The sequence below is a fragment of the Aliiglaciecola aliphaticivorans genome, from assembly GCF_054782055.1.
In genome coordinates, this window is sequence record NZ_BAAGTF010000018.1 from 14,841 (window position 1) to 40,925 (window position 26,085).

Annotated in this window: 25 protein-coding genes; 18 read left to right on the forward strand and 7 right to left on the reverse strand. The window is 42.3% G+C overall.

From position 1 onward, the window contains the following. The 3 genes from ACYVIL_RS09570 (at position 1) to ACYVIL_RS09580 (ending at position 6,053) form a co-directional block, all read left to right on the forward strand. Positions 1-1,581 (forward strand): N-acyl-D-amino-acid deacylase family protein, encoded by a 1,581-nt coding sequence (locus ACYVIL_RS09570; RefSeq protein ID WP_460312312.1) that lies wholly within the window; start codon positions 1-3, stop codon positions 1,579-1,581. A gap of 7 nt (positions 1,582-1,588) precedes the next feature. Next, entirely contained in the window at positions 1,589-4,174 is a 2,586-nt protein-coding gene (locus ACYVIL_RS09575) for a M14 family zinc carboxypeptidase (protein ID WP_460312313.1), read from the forward strand. 163 nt (positions 4,175-4,337) lie between these two features. Then, positions 4,338-6,053, forward strand: a complete 1,716-nt coding sequence (locus ACYVIL_RS09580) for a Na+/H+ antiporter NhaC family protein (protein WP_460312314.1) — start codon at positions 4,338-4,340, stop codon at positions 6,051-6,053. Positions 6,054-6,085: 32 nt separating this feature from the next. Here the strand turns inward: ACYVIL_RS09580 and hslO are convergent, their stop codons facing one another. Further along, a complete protein-coding gene (hslO, locus tag ACYVIL_RS09585) occupies positions 6,086-6,982 on the reverse strand; it encodes an Hsp33 family molecular chaperone HslO (RefSeq protein WP_460312315.1) in 897 nt (298 codons plus the stop codon). Positions 6,983-6,991: 9 nt separating this feature from the next. Beyond that, positions 6,992-7,396: a ribosome-associated heat shock protein Hsp15 gene (gene hslR, locus ACYVIL_RS09590; RefSeq protein ID WP_303474757.1), complete on the reverse strand. Its 405-nt coding sequence runs from the start codon at positions 7,394-7,396 to the stop codon at positions 6,992-6,994. 144 nt (positions 7,397-7,540) lie between these two features. On the opposite strand from hslR, the gene gspC reads away from it, so the two are divergent. From gspC to ACYVIL_RS09650, 12 genes are all read left to right on the forward strand, one after another. Continuing rightward, entirely contained in the window at positions 7,541-8,488 is a 948-nt protein-coding gene (gene gspC, locus ACYVIL_RS09595; RefSeq protein WP_460312316.1) for a type II secretion system protein GspC, read from the forward strand. A gap of 11 nt (positions 8,489-8,499) precedes the next feature. Continuing rightward, positions 8,500-10,551 carry a type II secretion system secretin GspD gene (gene gspD, locus ACYVIL_RS09600; RefSeq protein WP_303474755.1) on the forward strand — a complete coding sequence of 684 codons (2,052 nt, stop codon included), beginning with the start codon at positions 8,500-8,502 and terminating at the stop codon, positions 10,549-10,551. Between the two features lie 65 nt (positions 10,552-10,616). Continuing rightward, complete coding sequence (gene gspE, locus ACYVIL_RS09605; RefSeq protein ID WP_303474772.1) at positions 10,617-12,125, forward strand: type II secretion system ATPase GspE; 1,509 nt, start codon at positions 10,617-10,619, stop codon at positions 12,123-12,125. 2 nt (positions 12,126-12,127) lie between these two features. After that, a complete protein-coding gene (gene gspF, locus ACYVIL_RS09610; protein ID WP_303474754.1) occupies positions 12,128-13,351 on the forward strand; it encodes a type II secretion system inner membrane protein GspF in 1,224 nt (407 codons plus the stop codon). Continuing rightward, positions 13,351-13,791, forward strand: a complete 441-nt coding sequence (gene gspG / locus ACYVIL_RS09615) for a type II secretion system major pseudopilin GspG (protein ID WP_460312317.1) — start codon at positions 13,351-13,353, stop codon at positions 13,789-13,791. Before gspF ends, gspG begins: the two co-directional genes overlap by 1 nt. A 17-nt stretch (positions 13,792-13,808) precedes the next feature. Beyond that, positions 13,809-14,435: a type II secretion system minor pseudopilin GspH gene (gspH, locus tag ACYVIL_RS09620; protein WP_303474752.1), complete on the forward strand. Its 627-nt coding sequence runs from the start codon at positions 13,809-13,811 to the stop codon at positions 14,433-14,435. Beyond that, entirely contained in the window at positions 14,432-14,821 is a 390-nt protein-coding gene (gspI, locus tag ACYVIL_RS09625) for a type II secretion system minor pseudopilin GspI (RefSeq protein WP_303474751.1), read from the forward strand. The genes gspH and gspI overlap by 4 nt, the downstream gene beginning before the upstream one ends. Further along, positions 14,818-15,447 (forward strand): type II secretion system minor pseudopilin GspJ, encoded by a 630-nt coding sequence (gspJ, locus tag ACYVIL_RS09630; protein ID WP_460312318.1) that lies wholly within the window; start codon positions 14,818-14,820, stop codon positions 15,445-15,447. The genes gspI and gspJ overlap by 4 nt, the downstream gene beginning before the upstream one ends. Beyond that, complete coding sequence (gspK, locus tag ACYVIL_RS09635; protein WP_303474749.1) at positions 15,444-16,544, forward strand: type II secretion system minor pseudopilin GspK; 1,101 nt, start codon at positions 15,444-15,446, stop codon at positions 16,542-16,544. The genes gspJ and gspK overlap by 4 nt, the downstream gene beginning before the upstream one ends. Next, entirely contained in the window at positions 16,544-17,737 is a 1,194-nt protein-coding gene (gspL, locus tag ACYVIL_RS09640; RefSeq protein ID WP_460312319.1) for a type II secretion system protein GspL, read from the forward strand. Before gspK ends, gspL begins: the two co-directional genes overlap by 1 nt. Before the next feature lies 1 nt (position 17,738). Next, positions 17,739-18,218: a type II secretion system protein GspM gene (gspM, locus tag ACYVIL_RS09645; RefSeq protein ID WP_460312320.1), complete on the forward strand. Its 480-nt coding sequence runs from the start codon at positions 17,739-17,741 to the stop codon at positions 18,216-18,218. Beyond that, positions 18,215-18,976 carry a type II secretion system protein N gene (locus ACYVIL_RS09650; protein ID WP_303474746.1) on the forward strand — a complete coding sequence of 254 codons (762 nt, stop codon included), beginning with the start codon at positions 18,215-18,217 and terminating at the stop codon, positions 18,974-18,976. Before gspM ends, ACYVIL_RS09650 begins: the two co-directional genes overlap by 4 nt. Before the next feature lie 54 nt (positions 18,977-19,030). Here the strand turns inward: ACYVIL_RS09650 and yrfG are convergent, their stop codons facing one another. Further along, a complete protein-coding gene (gene yrfG / locus ACYVIL_RS09655) occupies positions 19,031-19,711 on the reverse strand; it encodes a GMP/IMP nucleotidase (protein ID WP_460312321.1) in 681 nt (226 codons plus the stop codon). 93 nt (positions 19,712-19,804) lie between these two features. Here yrfG and nudE point away from each other — a divergent pair, with 93 nt between their 5' ends. The 3 genes from nudE to ACYVIL_RS09670 are packed head-to-tail and all read left to right on the forward strand — an operon-like array spanning position 19,805 to position 21,796. Next, positions 19,805-20,383, forward strand: coding sequence for an ADP compounds hydrolase NudE (gene nudE / locus ACYVIL_RS09660; RefSeq protein ID WP_460312322.1), 579 nt, complete (start codon positions 19,805-19,807; stop codon positions 20,381-20,383). Beyond that, complete coding sequence (gene cysQ / locus ACYVIL_RS09665; RefSeq protein WP_303474743.1) at positions 20,383-21,207, forward strand: 3'(2'),5'-bisphosphate nucleotidase CysQ; 825 nt, start codon at positions 20,383-20,385, stop codon at positions 21,205-21,207. The genes nudE and cysQ overlap by 1 nt, the downstream gene beginning before the upstream one ends. Positions 21,208-21,217: 10 nt before the next feature. Continuing rightward, positions 21,218-21,796, forward strand: coding sequence for a YceI family protein (locus tag ACYVIL_RS09670; RefSeq protein WP_303474742.1), 579 nt, complete (start codon positions 21,218-21,220; stop codon positions 21,794-21,796). Positions 21,797-22,346: 550 nt separating this feature from the next. On the opposite strand, the gene ACYVIL_RS09675 is transcribed toward ACYVIL_RS09670, so the two are convergent. Genes ACYVIL_RS09675 through ACYVIL_RS09690 form a run of 4 tightly spaced genes read right to left on the reverse strand, consistent with a single transcriptional unit; the run spans position 22,347 to position 25,999 of the window. After that, complete coding sequence (locus ACYVIL_RS09675) at positions 22,347-22,565, reverse strand: YheU family protein (RefSeq protein WP_303474741.1); 219 nt, start codon at positions 22,563-22,565, stop codon at positions 22,347-22,349. Between the two features lie 2 nt (positions 22,566-22,567). Beyond that, a complete protein-coding gene (locus ACYVIL_RS09680; protein ID WP_460312323.1) occupies positions 22,568-23,605 on the reverse strand; it encodes a hydrolase in 1,038 nt (345 codons plus the stop codon). Beyond that, positions 23,602-24,087 carry a TIGR02444 family protein gene (locus tag ACYVIL_RS09685; protein ID WP_460312324.1) on the reverse strand — a complete coding sequence of 162 codons (486 nt, stop codon included), beginning with the start codon at positions 24,085-24,087 and terminating at the stop codon, positions 23,602-23,604. The genes ACYVIL_RS09680 and ACYVIL_RS09685 overlap by 4 nt, the downstream gene beginning before the upstream one ends. Continuing rightward, positions 24,065-25,999: an ATP-binding cassette domain-containing protein gene (locus tag ACYVIL_RS09690; RefSeq protein WP_460312325.1), complete on the reverse strand. Its 1,935-nt coding sequence runs from the start codon at positions 25,997-25,999 to the stop codon at positions 24,065-24,067. The genes ACYVIL_RS09685 and ACYVIL_RS09690 overlap by 23 nt, the downstream gene beginning before the upstream one ends. Positions 26,000-26,085: the final 86 nt, after the last annotated feature.

A 26,085-nucleotide genomic window follows, 5' to 3' on the forward strand; every position in this document is an offset into this window, starting at 1 on the left:
ATGTATAACAATTGGCGACTGCGGTTCTTTTCAATAACATTTGTAGCTCTCACATCTTGTGCCGCTTGCACGCAAAAATCTGAATCAATCGACATTATTATCACAGGTAAAAATATTTATAGTGGTAATGAGCAACCCCCTTTTTCAGGTTATATCGGCATTGATAAGGGCAATATATCTTTCATCAGCGACGAAATGCCTGCGCATATTATTGCAAAACACAATATAGATGCCGGTGATAACATCATCGCGCCAGGCTTTATTGATACTCATACTCATGCCTGCAATGATTTTGGTGAAGACTCCCCAAATACAAATATGAACTACACCACACAAGGTGTAACTACAGTTTTTTGCAATGTCGATGGTGGTGGAAGTGTTGATGTTGCAGCAAAGTTTAACCAATATGAGCAACAAGGAATAGGTACGAATGTAGCTCTCTATGTAGGCCACGGTTCAATTCGTAAAGCGGTCATGGGTATAGAAGATCGCATCCCAACAGATGCTGAACTTGAGCAAATGGAAGACTTAGTGGAACAAGCAATGAAAGCTGGAGCCTTAGGACTTTCTACAGGCCTCTACTACGTACCCGGAAACTACGCGATGACCAGTGAAGTGGTAGAGTTAGCAAAAGTCGCAGCACGATATAACGGAGCCTATGACAGCCATATTCGCGATGAAAGTAGTTACAGCATCGGGCTAGTTAACGCGATTAAAGAAGTTATCCAAATTGGTCAACAGGCTGATATTCCGGTGCACGTTGCTCATATCAAATCGTTGGGCGTTGACGTGTGGGGAAAAAGCGAAACCGTTATTCAATTAATAGATGAAGCTCGACAACAAGGCATAGACGTAACTGCAGATCAATATCCTTGGCGTGCATCAGGTACCAGTGTGGCCGGCAGTTTGGTGCCAAGATATATAATGGCAGGTAGCAAAGAAGCATATCTTGCACGAATGGAAGATGACACTTTGTGGCCATCATTAAAATTAGAAATGGCAGAGAATTTAAGACGCAGAGGTGGTGCAAAGTCATTACTTATTAGTGATCCTAAACGCCCTGACATACGTGGAAAAAATCTAGCTGAAGTAGCCAGTTTATGGGAAGTTGAGCCCATTGATGCAGCCCGTCAAATTATTCTTCAGGGCAATGCTCGAGTGGCTAGTTTTAATATGTCTGAACAAGATATGAAAGCTTATATGACGCAGCCTTGGGTAATGACATCTTCAGATGGCAGTACTGGCCATCCTCGAAAATATGGAACTTTCCCGAAGAAGTTCCGTGAATATGTGAAAGAAAAAGGCTGGTTGAACATCCAAGAGTTTATTCAACGCAGTAGTTATTTAGCCGCTAAATCCTTTGGATTAACAGGTAGAGGAGAATTAAAAGCAGGTTACATTGCCGATATCGTCATATTTAATCCTGAGACTTATCAAGAAAAAGCGAGCTACTTGCAGCCTACCGAACTTAGCGAAGGAGTAGAATGGTTAATAGTGAATGGCCAACTTGTCATTGAACAAAGTGTTGTTAATCAAACCTTAGCAGGGCTACCCATCCGTCAATCTTCAGTATCAAGGTAAAATTACCATGCAGAACTTCTTTTTAGCGCTCGTCAGTGTTGTGCTTTTATTTGCCGCTTCTATTAGTCATACGGTCAATGCTGCACCTAAGGCTAACGGCTTTTTCGCTCCTTCAGCGGTTTTTGATCCTAGTATCACTACACCTGAAGATTTTCTCGGTCATGGGTTAGGCCAAAAGATGGTTCAGAACAACATGATGACGGCCTACTTTCGTCAGTTAGCTGCGCAATCTGAGCGAGTCAAATATGAAATAATTGGCTATAGTAATGAAAACCGACCAATCGTTACTTTAACAATAACATCACCACAAAACATGGCCAACCTACAGCAAATTCAAGCAAACCATATGGCCATACAAACTCCCAAAGGGAAAAGCACCATCAGTGCAGATATGCCGGTAATTAGCTGGATTAATTTTGGTGTGCACGGTGGCGAAGTCAGCTCAACAGATTCAGCGCTACCCATTGCATATCATTTAGCTGCGGCGCAAGGAGAAGAGATTGATAACTTACTGCAAAACAGTGTCATTCTGCTAACTGCCAGCTTTAATCCAGATGGCAATAACCGAGAGGCGACATGGAATTGGCAATATTCATCCAATGTTTCGATAACCGATCCTAATCATGCTTTACATGGCGCTCCTTGGCCCTCAGGTAGAACTAATCATTACTGGTTTGATTTAAATCGACAATGGATGTTACAGCAACAACCTGAACCAGTAAGTTGGGTCAATAAGTTCCATCAATGGCGACCAAACATAGTTGCAGACTTTCATGAAATGCGCTCATACAAGTCATTCTATTTTCACCCTGGCGCACCGGATCGTGTGCATCCTCTGATTAATAAGCAGGCCATGAAACTACTTAGTGATGTAGTGCAGGGACCGCGAGACTTCTTAGACAGTGAAGCGCAGCTCTATTTTAATCAAGAATCTTATGACAATTTTTATTTAGGAAAAGGCGCAACATATCCTCATTTGTTTGGCAGCTTAGGAATACTTTTTGAACAGGCAAGCTCGGCTGGCCTACTCGAAACACCTAGAGGAATATTGTCATTTGAAGAAAATATTCGCACTTATTACCACGTGGCTTTAGCTCTTCTCAAGAATGCCAGTGAAAAGCGCCAAGCCTTGCTTGCATTTCAACAAGAATTTGCGAGCAACTCGGTGAAAATGGCCAAGCAAGATGACATTAAAGCATATATCTATAGTGCCCCTGAAGATCCCGTTAGATTGTTCCATTTTAATCAACTGTTAACTCGCAATAAAATCCAGGTTAAACCGCTTACTAAAGATTACGAAGTGAACGGTAAAACGTATCGCAAAGACGAAGCATTTATCGTTGAGTCAGAGCAAGACAATTACCGAATGCTTAAAGGCGTATTTTCAAAGATAACTACGTTTGAAAATAATACCTTCTATGATGTCTCTGGATGGACATTGCCTCTTGCTTTTGGGATTGACTTCGAACCTCTCACTCGCACTAGATATAAAACGGGCTCAGCAATTACCGTTGCGTTTCCAGCACAGCAACCGCCAAGTAAAGCGGGTGTTGCCTATGTGTTTGATTGGAGCCACTACAACGCGCCGAAGGTACTCAATACGCTACTTCAGCAGGGATATCTACCTCGAATTGCCACTGCACCTTTTAAGACCCAAACCGATAAAGGTCTTCAATCATTTGGACGGGGAAGTGTCATAGTACCGGTGATCAAACACATAGGTGCTAATTCACATCTATCTAGCGAAAATTTGTATAAAATAATGCAGCAGGCTGCCATTCAAGATGGCGTAGCAACCTATGCATTAAACAGTTCCCACACCACCAGCATTGGCATGGATTTAGGCAGTAATAGTATAGATGCCGTTACTCTACCAAAAGTCGCACTTGTTATTGGCTCGGGTATGTCACCTTATCAAGCTGGTGAGGTTTGGCACTTACTAGACAAACGTATGCATATGCCTGTTGTTTTGATAGACAAAAGTAAACTTACTAGCGCTGACTTATCAGTCTATACCCACCTAGTCATGGCGGACGGAAAATATTCGGATATTAGTAATTCGTTACAAGAGAAGATTTCGACCTGGGTGAGAAAGGGTGGCTCACTAGTAGGCATTGGAGACGGTGCTCGCTGGGCAGGAATTAATTTACTGGATATTAAAGTGGCTGAGATTGGCAAGGGAAAATTGGCCTCACAACCGCGAATTGATTATTCGGCCAAGGCAATGGTTAAGGCGCAAGGTATTATCGGCGGCGCGGTAATGGCTGGCGATTTAGATATTAGTCACCCATTGGGTTACGGATATACTCGCCGAGAGATTGCCAGTCAGCGTAGCGGTCTTTTAGCATTTGAACCGCCGCAAAATCCCTACGCCAGTGTGATAAAAATTACGCAAAAGTCATTATTGAGTGGTTACGCTTCGGCTGAAAATCAACAACAATTAGCAGGAAAAAGTAGCTTAGTAGCAGAAAGAAAAGGCAAAGGTAGTGTTATCTTATTTACAGATGACCCAAATTTTCGTGGATACTTTTATGGTACTGAAAAACTATTTCTAAACAGTCTGTTTTTCTCGAAACTATTTAATGCACCTTAATCGTTAAAAACACGCAAATAGCTAAATAGGCAAACCACAAAATAAGCCTCCAAGTTATAACCTGTAGTTATGATTAGGAGGCAATTTGTGAGGTCTTGATATTATGTTGCTGTGATAGGCTTTATTTAATTCATAACTAGACATATCCGTTGTTTTATTCCTCATGCATTATAATAAATTCGCCCTTTATCTATTCATTCTGGCTTTGTTCTGCGCGTTTTATATCAATACTTCAATCACACCCAATTGGGTAGAACAGCAACACTCTTACCCAACCTATAAAAATGTTGCGGGTGAACTAGTTTACAAAATCAATAATCATGAGTTTGAAGTCAAGGAAATAGTTAATTACCAGTTTTCTCCTCTGCGACAAAGCGCTTTAGATCAATATGGTAAGCCGGCGTTATCAGAGCAATGGGTAAAGATGCCCGACCAACAACGGGTGTTGCTCAAAACCGCGTTCCATTTTGGTATTTGGTCGTTATTACCCGCTATTATTGCTATTGCATTATGTTTGCTTACCAAACAACCGATCCCAGCTCTACTAGGGGGCATAATTATCGGCGCAGTTATGTTAGGCCGTTATGATATTACCGATAAAGTCCTGTTACCTAGTATCGCCTCAGATAGCGCTGCGACTATTGTTTTATTGTACCTTTGGTTGCTTGGCGGTTTAATGGGTGTTTGGACTCGGACAGGGGCCGCACAAGCGTTTGCTCAGGCGATGACCCGACACTTTGTGAAAGGACCTCGATCGGCGAAATTGATTACTTGGATACTAGGTGTATTCTTTTTTCAAGGAGGAACAATTAGCACAGTATTAGTGGGAACAACAGTTAAGCCTTTCGCCGATGAAGCAAAAGTCAGCCACGAAGAAATGAGCTATATTGTCGATTCAACGGCATCGCCTATTGCGTCGGTCTTAGCCTTTAATGCGTGGCCAGTTTATGTGCAATCTTTAATATTTGTACCTGGAGTCGCTTTTCTTGCGACTGAATCTGATCGTATCCGCTTTTTCTTCACCAGTATCCCTTTTAGCTTCTATGGAGTTCTCGCGGTATTGGGTACGCTCTTATTGTGCTTCAACGTTACCTGGCATTGCGGCAGCCGCATCCGTATTGCCCGTTTACGGGCGCTCAATACTGGCAGACTCAACGCTAAAGATGCTCATCCAATAAAGAACCAAGGAGTACAAAAATCTGAAGTTCCCAGCCATTATTCGCCTAGCGTTTATGAATTTGTAGTGCCATTGGTCACTTTAATTTCTATCGCAGTATTGACGTTTATTACTTTAGGCTCGCCAAAAGTGAATTGGGCATTCGCGACAGCACTTTGCTTGTCTTGTGTCATGGCGTTAGCAAAAGGAATGACGTTAGACGAATTGCTTGGTGGTATCGGCAATGGCCTTAAATCTGTGGTTGTTGCTTCTGTATTGTTGGTATTAGCAATTACCATTGGCGGTATCAATAAAGAAATTGGTGGCGGTTTATTTTTGATCGATTTGCTTGACCATCAAATACCATTTTGGATATTACCGATTATTCTTCAAATTTTAACTATGATTATAGCATTTTCAACTGGTACAAGTTGGGGAACATACGCAATTGCATTCCCTTTAGCCATGCCGTTGGCGTGGGCAATTGGGATCAATCAAGGAGTTGCTCACCCAGAAATCTTCATGGCAATTTGTTTCGCCACTGTGTTGAATGGTAGTGTATACGGTGATCAATGTTCGCCTATTTCGGATACAACTATATTAAGTGCGATGACCACAGGTTGTGATTTAATGGATCATGTTAAGTCGCAAATAATACCCGCAAGCATAGCTGCCACATGCGCAGCTATACTTTGGACTTTATCAGCTTTACTTTTGGTCTAGGCGACGGTCAGATGATTTGCAGCCGCACCAAATTATTGCGTTTGCTTTGGGGCTGCATATGCGCCGTTATGGATAGATTCCACATCTACGGCATCGAAGCTGTATTCTTTATGGCAGTACTGACAATTCAATCTAACAGCACCATCTTCTGCGACAATATTTAGTAACTCTTGTTTATCAACATTGGCGATTGCCGCGGCACTTCGCTCTTTGCTGCAACTACAAGAGAATTTAACCTCTTGAGGCGGATAAAGTTCAACTTCTTCCTGGTGATAAAGTCGGTGCAATACATCAGTGGCGGGTAAACCTAACAACTCTTCTGCGGTAATAGTTTGGCTGATAGTACTTAAATGAGCGAATTCCTCATGTTCAGATTCGTTAGTCATTTCGCTGCTTGTGGGTAAAACCTGCAGAAACAAACCACCCGCTCTATTTACACCATCACTTGCAGAGGTTTTTAAAATAACCTTAGTAGGTAATTGCTCAGATTGGCTAAAGTACCCTTCAAGACATTCAGATAAGGTTGGCTTGTCTACAGCGACTATTCCCTGATAGCGCTCCCCTTCTTCAGGGGTAATGGTAATTACCAATACACCTTTAGGTAACAAATCGGTAAGGGATGCAGGCAGTTCTTTTACATCACTATCCCACCTAGCCACACCACGTAACTTTTGATCGTGAGTGCCATTGATTACCGCATATTTGATACAGCCTTCACTTTGCAATTGCAGGGCAATTTCACCTTTGAACTTTAAGGTTGCAGTTAGAAGAGATGCCGCTGCCATTAGTTCGCCGAGCAACTTTTGAATAACAGCAGGATACTGCTGCGAATCCAGAATTTCTTGATAACTGTTTTCTAGTTGGACAAGTTCACCGCGTACATTGGCGTTGGTAAAGACATAACGATGTAACTGATCAAAATGGGACATAACTTTCTCTTACTGCTGTTTAAATTGAATAATTTTGCGACGTTGCTTTTTATCCGGTCGACTTTCAGGTCGCGGACTATGAAATGCGCTTAATTTTCGCGCTTCTGCATTTTTTTCACGTTGCGCGATACTTTTTTCGGTTTCCCCATAAAGTAATTGAGCTTGGGGAGCACTGACTCGTTTGTCACTTAACCCTTCAACAATTACTTCCTTGCTATCGAATCCGGCAGGGAGCACAATTGTCGCACCCAATTCGACACTTCGACTGGCCTTTGCTCGTTGTCCATTATATTGCACCTTGCCAGATTGCACCATGTCTCGAGCTAAAGATCGGGTTTTAAAAAACCGTGCAGCCCAAAGCCACTTATCCAAGCGAACTATTTCAGTGTTTTTGTTGTCTGTCTTATTCTTCATATATAGAGCCTATTGCGCGTAAGCTTAAAAACCTTTGAACTGTAATTATATGGTAATGTTAATCTTTAATAGTTGTGACCCTCTAATCTACTGGTTATCATTGTCCCCGTTTAGCGACAATAATCGACCAAGAAGTGGTAAAAGATGAGCCTTAGTAGTACAAACTTAAGTCAAATATGGCTGCAAATTAGCAAATATCAATCACAGATTAATCTGTTGGTGGTTATTTTGTTAGTTTTGTATCTTTTGGCTTTTCTCGCACAGATGACTTGGCGGCTGATTCCTGAGCCGGAATCGACAGCTAAACCTAGTTTTCAAACGAGTCAAACAGGTAATAATTCGAATAATTCAAGTTCACGGGTGAGTTTGTCGCAACTAAAAAGTTTAAACCTGTTTGGCGATTTAACAGCAAAAGAAAGTACGCCTGTTAAACAAGAAATCACAGAGGCTCCTGAAACTCGTTTGAACTTAACCCTTACCGGTGTCGTCGAAACTGACGAGCCTGGCATTGGTGCAGCCATTATTGAAAACCGTGGTTCACAAAATACCTATGGCATTGACGACGAAATTGATGGTACAAACGCAAGCTTAGTTGAAGTCTTTGCAGATAGGGTAATTATTAAAAATGGCCCTAGACGTGAAACCTTAATGTTAGACGGGTTAGAATACTCAAAAGAAAGCCAAGCTTATCAAGCCCCTGTTGAAGTGGCCAATAACAATACAATAGACGATAAAGAACAATTTACTGAATTAACGCCAGATTTGGTGGAAACGACTCGCGAAATACGCCGTAATCCCAGCGGGTTTACAGAATATTTTATGGTTTCGCCTGTTCAAGGCCAAGGTGGTTCAATTGCTGGTTATAAAATAGCACCAGGTAAAAATCCAAGCTTATTTAAAGGTGCGGGGTTTAAAGTTGGCGATGTGATTACAGAGATAAACGGCTTAGATTTGACTGATCCTGACCAGGCTATTGAGGCCTTGGCAGCGTTAAATCAATCAGATTCGCTACAACTAACAATTAGTCGAAGTGAGGAACTTCTCACTTTGTATTTAGATTTCCCTGAAGGGGAAGAAGAACAAGATATATGAGGATTACCCCTATGACGCAAACAAGCCGTAGTAGATTTAGAGGCTTATGTTTGGCAGTGTGTGCAGTGTTTTTAACGGTGTCTACCATGGCATCAGCTAAAGAGTATTCACCCAATTTTAAAAATGCTGAAATCTCCGAATTTATAAATATTGTCGGTAAAAACCTGCAAAAAACTATTATCGTAAGCCCTGATGTCCGCGGCAAAATTAGCGTACGCAGCTATGATCTTTTGAATGAAGAACAATATTACCAATTTTTCCTAAACGTATTACAAGTATACGATTTTGCTGTGGTAGAAATGCCCAACGGCATTTTAAAAGTTGTCAGAGCCAAAGACGCAAAAACATCAAACATTCCGGTGATTCAAGGAACACCTTTTGATGGCGATGAAATGATCACCCGTGTGGTCCCAGTATATAATGTACCTGTGCGAGAGCTTGCGCCCATTCTTCGACAATTAAACGATCAAGCCGGCGGCGGTAACGTAGTGAGTCATGATCCTTCAAACGTAATGATGTTGACAGGCCGAGCTGCGGTTGTGAACCGTTTGGTGGAAATCATCGAGCGTGTCGATCAGGCTGGTGATGAAGAAGTTGAAATTATTAAACTAAAATATGCATCGGCATCAGAGATGGTAAGAATTGTTGAAAACATCAATAAATCATCGACTAAAGCCCAAACAACGGGTAAATCTGAGCCTCGCCTTGTTGCCGATGACCGTACCAACAGCGTTATTGTATCTGGCGATAACAAGGGCCGTAAACGCCTCATTGATTTAATCACTAAAATGGATCAGGAACTGGAAACCAGTGGTAATACTCGAGTCATTTTTGTTAACTACGCCAAAGCGGAAGATTTAGTTAAAGTACTGCAGGGCGTCAGTGCGAGTATTCAAGCGGAAGAAAAAGGCGGACAGACAAGCGCCAACACCCGCAGTAGCTCGTCAAATAACCGAGAAGTGAGTATTGATGCCCATCCAGACTCTAATGCCCTAGTGATTACCGCAGAACCTGACATGATGCGTTCGTTAGAAGAAGTCATACGACAGCTAGATATTCGTCGCGCCCAGGTCACCGTTGAAGCCATTATTGTTGAAGTATATGAGGGTGACGGAACGACCTTAGGTGTGCAATGGGCAAGTGAAGACGGAGGTGGTCAACAATTTACCAACGGTGTGGTTGGTATAGGCTCTTTAGCAGTAGCTGCAGATGAAGCTGAAGACCAAACTACCACCACAACAGGTTTCGACGACGATGGTGACCCCTACTCTTACGATTCAGTCACCTCTGGCGATTTTACCTCATTAGCATCTTTGCTTGGCGGCCTAAACGGTTTGCTAGTTGGTGTGGTCAAAGATGGTTGGGGAGCGGTATTACAAGCGGTTAGTACGGATACCAACTCCAATGTGTTATCGACACCGCATTTAACCACGCTAGACAATGAAGAAGCCTTCTTTATCGTCGGTCAAGAAGTTCCGATTATTACGGGCTCTTCTACCGGCTCAAATAACGCTAACCCTTTCCAAACCGTTGAACGTCAAGAAGTGGGTATCAAACTTAAAGTTACCCCGCAGATTAATGAAGGTGACGCGGTACAATTACTAATTGAGCAAGAAGTGTCCAGCGTGAGTGGCGCAACTTCAGTTGATATAGCGATTAACAAACGTGAAATCAAAACCACGGTAATTGTGGATGATGGCGGCACTATTGTTTTGGGTGGCTTAATTGATGATCAAGTTCAAGAAAGTGTTTCAAAGGTACCTATTCTCGGGGATATTCCATTCTTAGGTAACTTATTTAAGTCAACGACCACCAGCACGACAAAACGAAACTTGATGGTATTTATACGCCCGACCATCGTTCGCGATGGTGCTACAATGAACAGTATCAGTCACAAAAAATACAACTATATTCGCGCACAACAATTGAAGCGCAGTGCAGCAGGAATTCCATTAATGCCCACACAAGAGACGCCTGTGTTGCCGGCTTGGGATGATGAGTTAGCCTTGCCGCCGACCTTTGACCAGTATTTGTTAGAAAAAGAGCAGGAAAGCGAAAACTAATGAGTATTGAAACAGCTGATAATGCCGAGCTCAATATAGAACAGTCGAGCCCTGACGCTGACTTAATGTTAGCACCAGAGACAGCTCAAGAAGAACAAACTGAGCAGCATAAACAATTAGCGTTTAGCTTTGCCAAACGACACAAGGTGTTACTAGACACAGGTGAGCAGCCGGCGGTTTTATACCATACGGCTATGACCGACTTTTCTATTTTTATTGAAGTTCGACGATTCCTGCAGGCTGATTTTCAATTAAGAGAAATTGCCGACGAGCAATTTGAAAATCTGTTAACCAACGCTTTTCAACGAGACTCCTCTGCAGCCAAGCAGTTAATGGAAGATATTGGCAATGAAAGCGATTTATTTGCCTTAGCCGAAGAGCTACCTGACACCGAAGACTTATTAGAAAACGAAGATGATGCACCGATCATCAAATTAATCAATGCAATGTTAAGTGAAGCAATTAAAGAAGGTGCGTCAGACATTCATATTGAAACCTTTGAAAACCAATTGATTGTGCGTTTTCGGGTAGATGGCGTTTTACGAGAAATACTGCGACCAAACCGTAAACTTTCTTCCATGTTAGTTTCTCGTATAAAAGTGATGGCAAAGTTAGATATCGCCGAGAAACGCGTTCCTCAGGATGGCAGAATCACCCTCAGGATCGCCGGTCGTGCAGTCGATGTGCGGGTTTCGACCATGCCTTCAAGTCATGGCGAACGTGTGGTTTTACGTTTATTAGATAAAAATAATGCACGCCTAAATCTAACAGATTTGGGCATGACTTTAAAAAACCGCGAAATCTTCTCCACTTTAATTCGAAAACCCCATGGCATTATCTTAGTGACCGGCCCAACGGGTTCAGGTAAAAGCACCACCTTGTATGCCGGGTTGAGTGAAATAAACTCTAAAGACCGTAATATATTGACGGTTGAAGATCCCATAGAATTCGATTTACAAGGTATTGGCCAAACTCAGGTTAATCCTCGCGTCGACATGACATTTGCACGAGGCTTACGTGCTATATTACGACAAGATCCTGATGTGGTTATGATCGGCGAAATCCGTGATCTTGAGACTGCGCAAATTGGTGTACAAGCCAGTTTAACGGGGCACTTGGTATTGTCCACATTACACACCAATACTGCAGCGGGTGCGATAACTCGACTAGAAGATATGGGAATAGAACCCTTCTTGTTGTCTTCTAGTTTATTGGCTGTTTTATCTCAGCGCCTGGTAAGAACCCTATGTGCAGATTGCAAAACTCCCCACCTGCCAAGCGAAGCTGAATGTCAAATCCTGGGCTTAGATCATGCCATCAACAGCCAAGAAATATACAGCCCTAAAGGCTGCGCAGCGTGCAATCAGACCGGCTATCGCGGTCGAACAGGTATCCATGAATTGCTCGTTGTTGATGAGGAAACTCGTGACATAATGCACAATGGTCATGGTGAGCAAGCTATAGAAAAACACGTTCGTAAAAACACCCCAAGTATTCGCGAAGATGGCTGTAACAAAGTACTGCTAGGATTTACGTCCTTAGAAGAAGTACTGCGTGTTACCCGAGAGGATTAGTCGTGGCCGCCTATGCTTACAAAGCGATAAGTCAATCTGGTCGCAACAAAAGTGGTGTTTTAGAAGGGGATAATGCTCGGCATATTCGTCAACAACTGCGAGAATTAGAGCTTATTCCCCTAGAAGTTGAGCAGGTAACTGAACAGCAACAACGTGACAATAAAAACCGTTTCACTTTATTTACGCGGGGAATATCCGCCAGTGATCTTGCCCTTTTAACACGCCAAATAGCCACCTTGGTTGAGTCAGCCTTGCCCATTGAAGAAGCGCTTTTAGCCGTTGCTGAACAATGTGAAAAGCCCCGCCATAAAAATATGATGATGGCGGTTCGCAGTAAAGTGGTCGAAGGCCATTCACTTGCCGATGCAATGGGTGAGTTTCCGCAAGTGTTCGATGAGTTATTTCGAGCAATGGTTGCGGCAGGTGAAAAATCAGGACATTTAGACACAGTACTGAATCGACTGGCGGATTACACCGAGAAAAGTCAACGTACGCGCAGCCAAATCACCCAAGCGTTGGTATACCCAGCTATCATGTTATTTTTTGCCTTTGGTATTATTTTCCTCTTGTTAACTGTGGTTGTTCCGAAAATCGTAGGCCAATTTGACAACATGGGACAGGAACTTCCAGCCATTACCAGCATCTTAATCTCTGTAAGTACCTGGTTGCAGAGTTATGGTTTGATTGCAATGATACTAATAGTTGTACTGGCCATTGTAATTAAACGAATACTCCAACAGCCGCTGATGAAAAAGCGTTATCACAAGTTTATTTTGCAAGTACCACTGATTGGAAAAGTATCCAAAGGCCTGAACACGGCGCGCTTTGCCAGCACTTTGAGCATTCTCACCGCAAGTGCGGTCCCTTTGTTGGAAGCCATGCGCATTGCCGGTGATGTACTTGAGAACTTGCACATCAGGGAAGCTGTGGCAGAGGCCGCAGTGAAGGTAAAAGAAGGTTCTAGCTTACGCGGTGCATTAGAAAAAACCAAAATGTTTCCACCAATGATGATGCACATGATTGCATCAGGTGAAAGAAGCGGTGAGCTTCAACAAATGTTAAAACGAGCAGCAGATAACCAAGATAGGGAATTTGAAGCCCTTGTGGGTGTCTCTTTAAAAGTTTTCGAACCGATTTTGATTGTTAGTATGGCAGCAATTGTATTGTTTATTGTACTGGCTATCCTACAACCAATTTTAGCGCTTAATAATATGGTGAATATGTAATGAAAAAGAACAACCCTAGACAGTCTGGTTTTACCTTAATTGAGGTAATGGTGGTGTTATTGATTATTGGAATCATGGCAGGTTTAGTGGCGCCGCAAATACTGGGTAATCAAGAAGAAGCTCAACGAAAAGCGGCGGCTATTGATATCCAATCATTAGAAAGTGCATTAACCCGTTATAAATTGAGTAATAACCGCTTTCCAACCACAGAACAAGGTTTAGAAGCCTTAGTGAGTGAACCTACCATAGATCCAATTCCACGTAACTATCCTACTGGCGGCTACATCAATCGTCTTCCTAATGATCCTTGGGATAACCCATATCAACTGGTTAGTCCGGGTGAATTAGGCGTAATCGATGTTTTCTCAAATGGCCCTGATGGCGAACCAGGTACGGAAGACGATATTGGTAACTGGAATCTTGGCGATTACCTTAACTAACCATTGAGTTACCCATAATGCGAGCACGGTCAGCAAAGTACCATTCAGGATTTACTCTCATCGAGATCATGGCGGTGCTAGCAATTATGGGAATTGTCATCAGTGTCATCTCGTTTAATAACTTTGCTCCCACCCCGTCTGAAGAATTGGAAAAACAGGCTAAACGCTTCCAAATTGTTGTCGATATGGCATCTGATTTTGCAGTATTAAACCAACAAGAAATTGGTATACGCATTGAACCAGAAACCGCTGAATACATATTTATGTGGTTAGATGACGAGCAAAATTGGCAGTTATTAGAAGGGCAGCAGGCATTTGGCCGTTATCAACTTCCCCAACCTTATGCTCTGGAATTAGAGTTAGACGATTTACCTTGGGTGGAAGAAAGCAATTTATTTAGTGACGGCATTTTTGATGAATCCCTGTCGTTCGAAGAAGACCGCGTTGACATTGGCAATGAAGAAGAAGAGAAAAAGCTACCGCCTCCACAAATCATGTTGTTATCCAGTGGCGACGTAACCCCCTTTAGTCTGACGATGATGTACGAACCTGACTTTTCTACTGATGACCCTGTGTATTTTAAATTAAATTCCTATGACTCTGTGCCCATAGAAAGACTCGGGCCTTTGGACAGTGACATATGAAACATAACACCAGTCAGCTAGGATTTACCCTGCTAGAGGTTATGTTGGCGCTTTTAATATTTGCGATCACGGGTACCGCCATCATGAAATCGGCCACAGACCACTTAAATGGTGTTAGCCAAATAGAAGATATTACGTTTGCCACTTGGGTCGCGAATAACCGTCTGACCCAAATCAACATTGAAAACACTTGGCCGTTAAAGGATAACTTAAAGGGCGAAGAAAAAATGGCTGGCACCACCTGGTATTGGCAACAGAAGTTATTAGCCACACCCGATGAGACTTTAATCGGCGTTGAAATTATTGTGGGTAAGGATGAAAACTTCGAACGCACAATCACCAGTGTGACCACTTACATGGCGCAACCCAAGAGCACCATAAGATGATAAGGAACAAACAGCAGGGCTTCACCCTTATTGAAATTATGATTGCGGTTGCAATCTTCACCCTGATTGGCATTGCTTCCACCAGCGTAATGACCGCGGTAATCGATAGTGATGAGCTGTCTGAAAATCGTTTTGAAAAGCTACAAACATTGCAAAGAGCCATGCTCACCATTGAAAGAGATATGCTGCAAGCCGTGCCAAGGGCAGTGCGTATTGACGGCCAAGAAAACACCCAAGTCATGCGAGGCGAAAAGAACTTGTTGGAGAGCGAAGCTGACGGCATTGCTTTTGTTCGAACAGGTTGGCAAAACCCGCAACTAATGTTGCAACGCAGTACCTTGCAAAGCGTAGCTTATCGCCTACAAGAGGGAAAATTAGAGCGTTTGTTTGGTAATTACGTCGACAACGTGGTTGGGTTTGAGCCCAAAGTCAGGGTGTTATTAAATAACGTTGAGGACTTTGAAATTCAGTTTTTATTAAATGCTGGCGAAGATGCTAGTGATTCGGAAAGCTGGGATGACAATTTCGCGCAAGACACGCTTCCTGTAGCTATCAAACTAACGATTACCAGCCAGGAATTCGGAGTGATTCAACGGCAATTTTTAATGAGTAGCGCAGACTCGTGAATACTAGGCTTTTGAATCAACAGAGGCAGCAAGGTGTCGCACTAATCATAGTGTTGATGATTGTCGCATTGGTCGCCATTATTGCCACCGAAATGGGCTCTAGATTACAACTACAAGTGACGCGTGCCACCAATATTAAAGATAATAATCAGGCCTTTTGGTACGCAATGGGAGCGGAACAATATGCCATCAAATCTGTCCGCCTATTGTTAGAGTCCAATTCCGATGTGGTCTCGTTGGAAGGAGGTTGGTCTGAAGAGTTTACGTTTCCTCTAGAGGGGGGCGGGATACAAGCTCAACTAACCGACATGCAAACCTGTTTAAATCTAAACGCCATTGATTCAGTAAATCGAGTCCAACAGGGGGGCAGTCAAAGTGACAACAATAATAATGACAACAACAACGACAATAATAACGATAGCAATAGCGAAGTAAAAAGGACCTTACGGGGTAACACCAGTGGTGATATTAATTCTGCGCCTGAAGAAGCTTTGGCTTTTGAGCGTTTACTTACCAGTACGGTTCCAGAACTAGACAACTATTCTGTAGAAGTCGTTAGAGACTCGTTAATTGATTGGCTAGACCAAGATGACAACATGTCCCAAAGCGGTGCTGAAGATGCCGATTACGCTGCGTTAGTAAATCCTTACTTAGCCGCAAACAACTTAATGGTCAGTAAATCGGAAATTAGATTGGTTAACGGCGTTAAACCCCAATGGATTACAGAACTGTTGCCGATGATCTGTGTTATTCCCAATGTTTCCGAAATGAAAATTAATGTGAATACCATCACCGAAGAGCAAGCTCCTGTGCTGGCAGCATTAACTGGCGCACCAATTTCAGACATACAAAGCCTTATTAGTAATCGTGAACCAGATGGCTACCAAAACGTACAAGATTTTTTAGCTGAAACACTATTTACTAATCACACATTAACCGATCAACAACAAAGTTGGTTTGATGTAAAAACAGAATACTTTCTATTACATACCAAGACCCGTTACAATAACGCCACATTTGCTATGTCTTCCCTACTGAAAGTAGAAAATAACGACCAAATAACCGTCATACGACGAGAATTTGGAGGAGTACTTTAATGGAACATCTGGTTATTCGCCTAGGTTCAACCACACATGACCCGGTAAATTGGTTAGTTTGGTCAGGTCAAGAGCATGAGATTATTGCTTCTGGCGTGCTAGATAACGCGGAGCAACTTAAATCTTTGTCCGAACGCGCAGGTAAGCGTCCTATTACCGCCTTGGTTCCTGGTTGTGACTTTTTGCTAAAATGGGTAGCTATGCCCGCCAAAGCATCGCGAAAAGCGCTAGCGGCAATACCATATATGCTCGAAGAAGATTTGAGTATGGAAATTAGCGAGCAATTTTTTGCCTTAGGGGAAAAAGACGGCAATATGCAAGCGGTTGCGGTAGTAAGCCGGGACAAGATGCAAGACTGGATACAGGCCATCAAAGAAGCAGGCTTATATTGCAATAAAATGCTCCCCGATGTACTAGCTCTTCCCTATGTAGAAGATGCGTGGAGCTTAGTCACCCTTGGTCAGCAAGCCATCATACGTCAGGATCAATGGCAAGGTTTACAAGGCGAAGCAAGTTGGTTGTTACAAGCCACCGAGCATTTCGCCAAACAACAAACGACCCCTTTAAAAGTAGCTAATCACAGTGATTTAGATATTTCTCATTTGGCCAACGTTGAACAAATCGAGCAGCAACTGGATTTACCCATGCAACTGCTGGCAACCGGTGCCCTGAACACGTCGTTCAACCTATTACAAGGCGAATTTAAAGCTAAACAACAAAGCCGCAGTCAATGGCGTCAGTGGCGTGTTGCTGCAGTATTAGCGGTTATTGCTTTATTAGTGACTTTGGTCGATAAAGGCTTGCAAGTGAATCAATTGAAACAACAAAGCGCCGATCTAACCAAACAAATGCATGAACAATTTGCTAAAGCCTTCCCCAGTCAACCTAAGCCAACTCGAATTCGCTTAGCAATGGAAAGGGAACTGAAAAAGCTAAACAACGGTGGTGGACAGGCTTCAATGCTGGCCATGATGTCACAACTTACTGAAGCCTTCCAAAGTAGCCAGGTTAAACCGCAAACCATTCGTTTCGACAGCGCCCGCTCAGAGTTACGGCTGCAGGCCGTGGCCAACAATTTTGAAGCTTTAGAAGAGTTTAAACGCTTAGCTCAGGATAAAGGCTTCGAAGTAGAGCAAGGTGCAATTAACAATAAAGACGACCAAGTCATTGGTTCGTTATCCATAAGGAGCTGATATGCAAGATTTATTGGATAAATTTAATCAGCTATCTGAGCGCGAAAGAATATTAGTGGCAGTGTCAGGGGTATTGCTAATAATTTTTCTGTTTTATTACATAGTCTGGGCCCCCATTGATAAATCATTAGAAACCCAGAGTAAGTTAGTTGCCACTAAACAAACGGATCTACTTTGGTTTAAACAAAATGCCAATCGCGCTATCCAAATGCGCAGCGGCAATGGCGCAGCGACAGTCTTTACAGGTTCTCTTCCACAAGCGGTGAACAAAAGCGCAGGGCGAGTGAATATTGCCATATCAAGAATGCAGCCCCAAGGCGATGAATTAAAAGTATGGGTCGATCAAGCTCCCTTTAACGACGTACTAAGTTGGTTACAAAGCTTAGAAAACCTCGGTATACGCATTATCAACGTTGATTTGGCGGAAGCCAACGTATCAGGCATGGTAAAAGTCAGAAGTTTGCAGTTAGGAAAATCATGAAGCAAGTTGTTAAATGGAGCCTTTTAGGGATTCTAGCCTATTTGGTTTTGCTTATTATTAAGTTACCCGCTAGCCAAGTTATTTACCGCGTGAATCAATCCAACGATTTAAGTATTGAAGGGGTTCGAGGAACCATTTGGAATGCTTCAGCAAGCAGAATTAGTGCAAATAACCTAACTATTGAAGATGTTAGCTGGCAAGTTTCATTTTGGGACTTACTAGTGGGTCAATTGACGTTAGACATTGACGGTGGTGATATACGTGCAAATGACAAAGTCTCAATTAAAGGGCTTGTCAGTCTTGATCTATTTGATCCAAATCATGTGCAATCTTCTAACTTAGCGGTTTATTTACCAGCCGACATGGCAATTGCTCAAGTCCCTTTACCCATACCTGTAAATGCAGGAGGCCGCTTCAAAGTGGCCATAACTAATTTAGACTACGCGGGGAAATGTGTCGACCTATCGGGCAATGGTCAATGGTTAAATGCTCGGCTAGAAGGACTTGTGGGCCTGAATGAACCTTTGAGTTTAGGGAACTTCACAGCAGATTTAAGTTGTATTGAAGATGATATATTAGTCAAAATCACGCCGCCTAATGTATTTAACTTAACCGCTGATGCGCGGATCCCCAAAAACTTCAAAGTGAAATTAAATGGCCAGTTCAAACCCGAAAATACTTTACCCAAGCAGGTTCGGGACGCAGCACAGTTTTTTGGCCGACCAGATAAGCAAGGGTTTTATAAGTTAAAACTATAGATAGCTAAGGAAACTCAGTTTTCCTTAGCTACTGCGCCGGGTATCACCCGCAAATTACATGATTGGATTGTTTTTAATATCTTCAATCAAGAATCGGTAGTCTTGTATACCCGAAAATTCCTCACTTTTACGAATTTCACCTTGGCTATCGGGGTTTTCCACAGCCAACAAATGCGCAATTCCGAACTCTTTAGCAGCGTGTAAAATCGGCACACTGTCATCAACAAACAAGGTACTCTTTGCATCAAACCCTAAGCGTTTCTGTAGTTTTTGCCATAATAGCTGGGATTCTTTCGTTACCCCAAACTCATGGGTAGAAATTAAGGTGTCGATATGACTGTCTAATTGCGTCTGTTCAATTTTAAGGGACAAGCTGCCAGGGTGTGCATTGGTTACCAACACAACTTGTCTGCCGCTACTATGCAGCGCATCTAGAAATGGCAAAGTATCTTCACGCATACTGATTAAATGTTTAATTTGGCGTTTTGACTCCATAATATCCATATCCAACTTTTGCGCCCAATAATCGAGGCAATACCAATTTATTGTGCCCATGACTTTTTGATACTCTAAGTGAATATATTCTTTTGCTTTTTCGAGACTGATGGCTTTTTTATGTGCTATCTTTTGCGGCACGACTTCCATCCAAAAATGGTTGTCGAAGTGTAAGTCGAGTAACGTTCCATCCATATCGAGTAAGACAGTTTTAATTTGGTTCCAGGGCAACATTGGCAAGTCGGTTATCCATGAGTTAAAGTAAGACAAAATAGTAGTAAAAGTGCAGCATCCATATCATGGAAACTGCCGTTAGTTTAACGTGATAGGTAAATGAATAAAATAGACCCGAACAAAACTCTGCCCCAAATCCATCAACGAGAAATCGTCGCAAAGAGCGGTTTATTTCGAGTCGAACGTATTGATCTTGAATTTTCCAATGGTGCTACACGCCAATTTGAAAGAATGGCCGGTTCTGGTAGTGGCGCAGTGATGATTGTCCCTTTCATAGATCCTGAAACCATTTTGCTCATTCGAGAATATGCCGCAGGCACACATTCATATCAATTAGGTTTTCCTAAAGGTTTAATTGATCCTGGTGAGTCTCCCCTTGAAGCCGGTAACAGAGAATTAAAAGAAGAAGCTGGATATGGGGCAAACTCGTTAAAAGAGATCCATACTGTGAGTATGGCGCCAACATTTTTTGATGCCAAAATGAATATTTTATTGGCCCAAGACTTATATGAATGCAGATTAGAAGGCGATGAACCTGAACCTTTAGAGGTTATTCCGTGGTCTATTCATGATATAGACACATTGTTGGCACGTGAAGATTTCATTGAAGCGCGCTGCATTGCAGCATTGTTTTTGGTACAAAAGTATTTGGCGCAAAATTCATCAGAGGAAAAATAATGGCAGTAGACCCTCGACAAAATTTGTTAGACATTGCAAAGTTTGCGGCTAAAACCGCAGGCGAAGAAGTGTTGAAGATCTATGATAGTGGCGATTTTAAAGCTTACGAAAAAGCAGATGAATCCCCAGTGACTTCAGCTGATTATAAAGCCAATGAAATCATCATGGACATACTGCAAAAGCAAACCCCTGAGATTCCCATCATGTCAGAGGAAAGCAATAATGGTGACTTATCCAGTCGTCAACATTGGCAACGTTATTGGTTAATCGACCCTATTGATGGAACCCAAGAGTTTATTGCTCGCAGTGGTGACTTTGCCGTCAACATAGCGTTAATTGAAAACAATGAACCTGCTTTGGGGGTGATATACTGGCCCGCTGGTGAAACGCTGTATTTTGCCAGCAAAGGACATGGAGCTTATAAGTCTTGCTCCCTAGAAAATAATAAACAGATCCATGTCCGTAAATTTGAAGAGCCCGAAACCGACGTGGTGATGATAGCCATTAGCCGCCGCCAACCCCGTGAAAGAATAATGAACCATATGAGCGATGCGCGTTCATATCAAACACTCCCCCTAGGAAGTTGTTCTCTTAAAGCCTGTTTTATTGCCGAGGGGAAAGCAGACGTATTTTTACGTGTTGGGGTAACGGGTGAATGGGATACAGGCGCTTCCCAATGTATTGTTGAAGAAGCAGGTGGTAGCGTACTTTCAGCTGAATTCCAACCACTTACTTATAACCGACGAGATACGACTGACAATCCAGACTTCGTAGTGTTAGGGGATCATAAAGTAAACTGGCAAAAAATCGTCGAATATAAATAAGGAATCGTAAATGAGAAAACATAGTCTAATAAGTTTAGCCGTTTGCTGTGCAACATTCGGTGCATTCGCCCATGCAAGTTGGACCCTCGATAATGATTCATCTACCCTGAGTTTCATTTCGACTAAAAACGAGCACATTAGCGAAATTCATCAATTCACTAAATTATCGGGCCAACTTAGTGACTCAGGCCAACTCAAAGCGGCCGTGCACCTGAGTTCAGTGGAAACCAATATTCCCATTCGCAACGAAAGAATGCAGACATATCTTTTTGATGTGAAAAGCACGCCCGAAGCAGTAATTACCGCGCAAATACCCAAATCTGTCATGGAGATGAGCCCTGGCACAACAGAAATGGTGACACTCGATAGTGAGATTACAATCAAAGGAAAATCTGCAGCATACAAAGTTGCATTAAGCGTCAGTAAAGATCAAGACGGCAATTTCCACGGAACAACCGTTGAGCCAGTTTTAATTAAAGCGGCAAGCCATGATTTAGACCCTGGCGTCGCTAAATTACAAGAACTGGCTGGATTAAAAAGCATTGGTTTAACCGTACCAATGACATTTTCCGTGACATTTACCCAATAATGCATAGCACGGGCTTCGGCCCGTGTATATAAACCCAACCAACACACCTGTAGCATGGTCTTCAGGCCATGAATGTAAAACCCAATCAATACACCTGTAGCATGGTCTTTAGGCCATGAATGTAAACCCAATCAACACACCTGTAGCATGGTCTTTAGGCCATGAATGTAAACCCAATCAACGCACCTGTAGCATGGTCTTTAGGCCATGAATGTAAAACCCAACCAACACACCTGTAGCATGGTCTTTAGGCCGTGAATGTGAAACCCAATCAACTCACCTGTAGCATGGTCTTTAGGCCGTGGATGTGAAACCCAACCAACACACCTGTAGCATGGTCTTTAGGCCATGAATGTAAAACCCAATCAACACACCTGTAGCATGGTCTTTAGGCCATGGATTTTCCAGGTTTGCAAAATTTGCGCGGGACTAAAGCACCCGCCTACAGACAACGAAGCAATGCAATAGCAGGCATCTGTAGCACGGTCTTTAGGCCGTGAATTTTATAGCTTTGCAGAATTTACGCCGGGCTAAAGCACCCACCTACAGGCTAGGTCTCAATTTGGTCTTTACTTACAATATTTACGCTTTCGTGTAATTCAGAATATTGCACAAATGCCTGACCTGACTTGAGCTGCATCATCACGTGATTTACTTTCTGCTCGAGGTCGTATTCCATTTCACCATAATCTGTGCCCTCTTGAAGAACAAAGGCTTCCACTAGGTTTTGTAATGTTTCAGGAGCGATCTCATTTAAAGGAATAATCATTCTTATACACTTGTGTTGATTGCAAAAGGCGCAATAAAATCAGAAATACGTTTATGAAACCAGATATTCGGATTCCAAGGAGTTCCTTGTAAAAACCCGACGTGGCCACCAGTTTCACTCAATTCCAATTGTACCGCTTCAGAAAGTTCATGTTCTTCAGGCAGCACTGCTTCATTCATAAACGGATCATCAATTGAGTGGAGCACTAAAGTAGGCGTTTCGATATGCTTAAGGAAACTAATTGCACTGCATTTTTGGTAATAATCATCGGCATCGGCAAAGCCGTGTAAAGGCGCTGTCACATTTTGATCAAACTCTTTAAAGTTAGTCAATTTGGCGGCCTTTTTGTCATCAATAGAAAGTAGCCCTTTGTAATCTATAATGCGCATTTTGGCGCGCAGGGTTTTCACCATACTTTTTAGTAAATAACTCTGATAAACCTTAGAGAAACCCTGATTAATACTTTCAGCGCATTCAGCCAACTTGAACGGCGTAGATACTGCCACGGCAGCCTTTAAAAATGATTGCTTTGGCGTTTCTCCTAACAGTTTAAGTAGCATATTAGCACCTAGTGAAAAGCCAATAGCCACTTTAGGTAAGTCGGGAAATTGTTTGTTCAACCAATCCATGAAAAAGTTCGCATCTTCGGTTTCCCCAGAGTGATAAGCCCGAGAAGTCTTATTCGGCTCACCACCACAGCCCCGGAAATGCATTAACACAGTTTGCCAACCTTGAGACTGCAATTCAGCCATTAAGTCATTGGCATAGTGGGATTTTACTGACCCTTCTAAGCCATGGAAGATCACCGCAATACCTTTACTACTGGGGGTTGCTTCCGGCTGTCCCCAAACCACACTGACTTCGTCATTATCCGGTAACTGTAACTTTTCTACTCGTAACGCTAGCGGACGTCGACGTTGAATAAACCTAGGCCATAGCGTCTGAACATGACGATTCCTAGCCCAAAACGGTGCTTTGAAGTCGCTTTGCTTTATTCTATTTTGTTTAAGGTCAATGACTGTTTTATATTTTTGGTTCATATTTCAGGATTAGTTTGATTGTTGCAAATGAACTCGGCTAATTGCTTAAGAATACACTTTAAATCATCATTATTTTGGTATTCAAGTGAGTTTAAATAGTGCTCAAAATTAGATTTGGCCTGTTTCGTTAAACGTGTTTTATTACAAAATTCTATAAGTTGTTTTTGTTGCGCTTTTTCAGCCTGCAATTCTTGCTCTAAAAGTTGAGCATACAACGCTGGTTGAGGGTTTTTAGCTTCAATGCGTAATTTTCTTATACCCTCAACCTCTTCTACAGATTGCGCAATAAACTTAGTTAATCGTATAAATTGTTTCACACTGAGTTGTCGATTATGCCTATCTAAAAAAGCGCAAAGAAGCAACAGGTTGACGTTTAAAGAATAATCATTCTGCAAACACAGAGCTAATCGTTTAACTTCTGAATTGGCATAATGAAATAAGGAGAACTGCCAAAAATCTTCAGCTAACCATTTGTTGTTCATCAAATACCTGTTGTTTTAATTCCAACTCTTCTTGGGCCTCCATCCAGCGCATTTCTGCGTCTTCTAAGTCGCCCTTAATATTGGCTTGTTCAAGTAATAACTGCTTTAACTTAGCTTTATTTTCTTCAAGGTAGAGATCAACGTCAGTCAGTGCTAATTCTAATTTTTCTAAAGCAAGGGTGCATTGATTCATTTGCTTTTCCGCAGACTGAATAGTCTTGCGTAGCCCTTGAGTTGCTTGCCTAAACTCAGCTTCTAAGCGCTTTACACTTTTTCGATCAACTTTACTTTCAACGGGTTTAGATGTTAAAGAATCATTATTCTTGTTATTCGTTTTCTGAGTAGCGTCTTTTAATAACCAATCTCGATAATCATCTAAATCGCCATCAAAAGACTGTACTTTTCCGCTATCCACTAAATAGAAATCATCGCAAACAGAGGTGAGTAGAAAACGATCATGTGATACTAAAACCATTGCCCCTTCGAAACTTTGCAAAGCGATATTTAGGGCATGACGCATTTCAAGATCGAGGTGGTTAGTAGGCTCATCTAATAACAATAAGTTTGGTTTTTGATAAACCAATAATGCTAATACTAACCTTGCTTTTTCGCCACCCGACATAGGTTCAACTTTGCCTAACGCCTGATCTCCATGGAAACCAAAACCGCCTAAAAAGTCACGCAGAGTCTGTTCTGGAGCTTGCTTGTCTAATCGATAAAGGTGATCTAGAGCACTGTCTTGAGGGCGTAAAAATTCTAGTTGGTGCTGGGCGAAATAACCAATACTCAAACCAGCAGACGTCATGTATTCACCGCTCATGGGCGACTTTTCATTTGCCAACAACTTTATCAAAGTAGATTTACCCGCACCATTTCGTCCTAATAACCCAATGCGGCTGCCAGGCACCAAATTTAAATGCAAACTATCAATAATCACAGTGTCGTCATAGCCCACTTGCACCTGCTCCATTTTCACCAACGGATTCGGTAGCTTAGGAGGTGTAAAAAACTCAAACGAAAACTGCGATTGAGCATGGGCTGGCAGCAAATCTTCCATTTTTTCTAATTGCTTAATCCGGCTTTGCGCCTGCTTGGCTTTACTCGCTTTGGCTTTAAAACGATTTATAAATGATTCTAAGTGAGCGACTTTAGCCTGCTGCTTTTGATATTCCAAATCTTGTAAACGCAAACGTTCTGCACGCTGGCGCTCAAAGGAGGCATAATTACCTGTATAGGCAATTAACTTCTGACTTTCGACACTGAGTATTTCAGTCACAGTGTTATCCAAAAAGGACTTGTCATGGGATATAAGAATTAATGTTCCTGTATACCGGGTTAACCATCTTTCTAACCAGATAACTGCATCCAAATCCAAGTGGTTAGTCGGTTCATCAAGTAACAACAGATCAGAATGACATAATAATGCCTGGGCTAGGTTAAGACGCATTCGCCAACCACCGGAAAAGTCTGTTACTGGATTTTTAATTTGTTGGTGGCTGAACCCCAGACCTGCGAGAATAGTCGCTGCTCTTGAATCAATATCGTAGGCTCCAGCTTGTTCTAATTGACCATGAATTAAGGCGATTTTCTCACCATCATGGCTTTCTTCAGCTTCTGCCAGCTTTTGTTGTAATTGGCGGTACAGCACGTCGCCATCAATCACATAATCTAATGCGCTGCGATTTGATGCGGGGGTTTCTTGAGCCACTGACACAATTTGCCAGTTTTTAGGTACTTGGCACTCTCCTGCATCAGGTTGTAACTCCTGTCGCAGCAAAGCAAATAAACTCGACTTTCCACAACCATTTGAACCAATAAGTCCCACTTTGTGGCCAGGGTAAATAGTCGCGGTAGCATGTTCTAGGAGGACTTTACTGCCTCGCAATAAAATCAGTTCTGAAATTTGGATCATTTACGAAGAATACTAATCAAATTAGTTGAATTGGCGTATTATATACCTATACCACTTTAAATTGCGCGTTTGTGCAACAATGAAAG

Excerpts from the sequence above, each read along its gene's own strand:
- ACYVIL_RS09570 (WP_460312312.1), top strand. The coding sequence starts at position 1 with ATGTATAACAATTGGCGACTGCGGTTCTTTTCAATAACATTTGTAGCT.
- ACYVIL_RS09575 (WP_460312313.1), top strand. The coding sequence starts at position 1,589 with ATGCAGAACTTCTTTTTAGCGCTCGTCAGTGTTGTGCTTTTATTTGCC.
- ACYVIL_RS09580 (WP_460312314.1), top strand. The coding sequence starts at position 4,338 with ATGCATTATAATAAATTCGCCCTTTATCTATTCATTCTGGCTTTGTTC.
- hslO (WP_460312315.1), bottom strand. The coding sequence starts at position 6,982 with ATGTCCCATTTTGATCAGTTACATCGTTATGTCTTTACCAACGCCAAT.
- hslR (WP_303474757.1), bottom strand. The coding sequence starts at position 7,396 with ATGAAGAATAAGACAGACAACAAAAACACTGAAATAGTTCGCTTGGAT.
- gspC (WP_460312316.1), top strand. The coding sequence starts at position 7,541 with ATGAGCCTTAGTAGTACAAACTTAAGTCAAATATGGCTGCAAATTAGC.
- gspD (WP_303474755.1), top strand. The coding sequence starts at position 8,500 with ATGACGCAAACAAGCCGTAGTAGATTTAGAGGCTTATGTTTGGCAGTG.
- gspE (WP_303474772.1), top strand. The coding sequence starts at position 10,617 with ATGTTAGCACCAGAGACAGCTCAAGAAGAACAAACTGAGCAGCATAAA.
- gspG (WP_460312317.1), top strand. The coding sequence starts at position 13,351 with ATGAAAAAGAACAACCCTAGACAGTCTGGTTTTACCTTAATTGAGGTA.
- gspH (WP_303474752.1), top strand. The coding sequence starts at position 13,809 with ATGCGAGCACGGTCAGCAAAGTACCATTCAGGATTTACTCTCATCGAG.
- gspI (WP_303474751.1), top strand. The coding sequence starts at position 14,432 with ATGAAACATAACACCAGTCAGCTAGGATTTACCCTGCTAGAGGTTATG.
- gspJ (WP_460312318.1), top strand. The coding sequence starts at position 14,818 with ATGATAAGGAACAAACAGCAGGGCTTCACCCTTATTGAAATTATGATT.
- gspL (WP_460312319.1), top strand. The coding sequence starts at position 16,544 with ATGGAACATCTGGTTATTCGCCTAGGTTCAACCACACATGACCCGGTA.
- gspM (WP_460312320.1), top strand. The coding sequence starts at position 17,739 with ATGCAAGATTTATTGGATAAATTTAATCAGCTATCTGAGCGCGAAAGA.
- ACYVIL_RS09650 (WP_303474746.1), top strand. The coding sequence starts at position 18,215 with ATGAAGCAAGTTGTTAAATGGAGCCTTTTAGGGATTCTAGCCTATTTG.
- nudE (WP_460312322.1), top strand. The coding sequence starts at position 19,805 with ATGAATAAAATAGACCCGAACAAAACTCTGCCCCAAATCCATCAACGA.
- cysQ (WP_303474743.1), top strand. The coding sequence starts at position 20,383 with ATGGCAGTAGACCCTCGACAAAATTTGTTAGACATTGCAAAGTTTGCG.
- ACYVIL_RS09670 (WP_303474742.1), top strand. The coding sequence starts at position 21,218 with ATGAGAAAACATAGTCTAATAAGTTTAGCCGTTTGCTGTGCAACATTC.
- ACYVIL_RS09675 (WP_303474741.1), bottom strand. The coding sequence starts at position 22,565 with ATGATTATTCCTTTAAATGAGATCGCTCCTGAAACATTACAAAACCTA.
- ACYVIL_RS09680 (WP_460312323.1), bottom strand. The coding sequence starts at position 23,605 with ATGAACCAAAAATATAAAACAGTCATTGACCTTAAACAAAATAGAATA.
- ACYVIL_RS09685 (WP_460312324.1), bottom strand. The coding sequence starts at position 24,087 with ATGAACAACAAATGGTTAGCTGAAGATTTTTGGCAGTTCTCCTTATTT.
- ACYVIL_RS09690 (WP_460312325.1), bottom strand. The coding sequence starts at position 25,999 with ATGATCCAAATTTCAGAACTGATTTTATTGCGAGGCAGTAAAGTCCTC.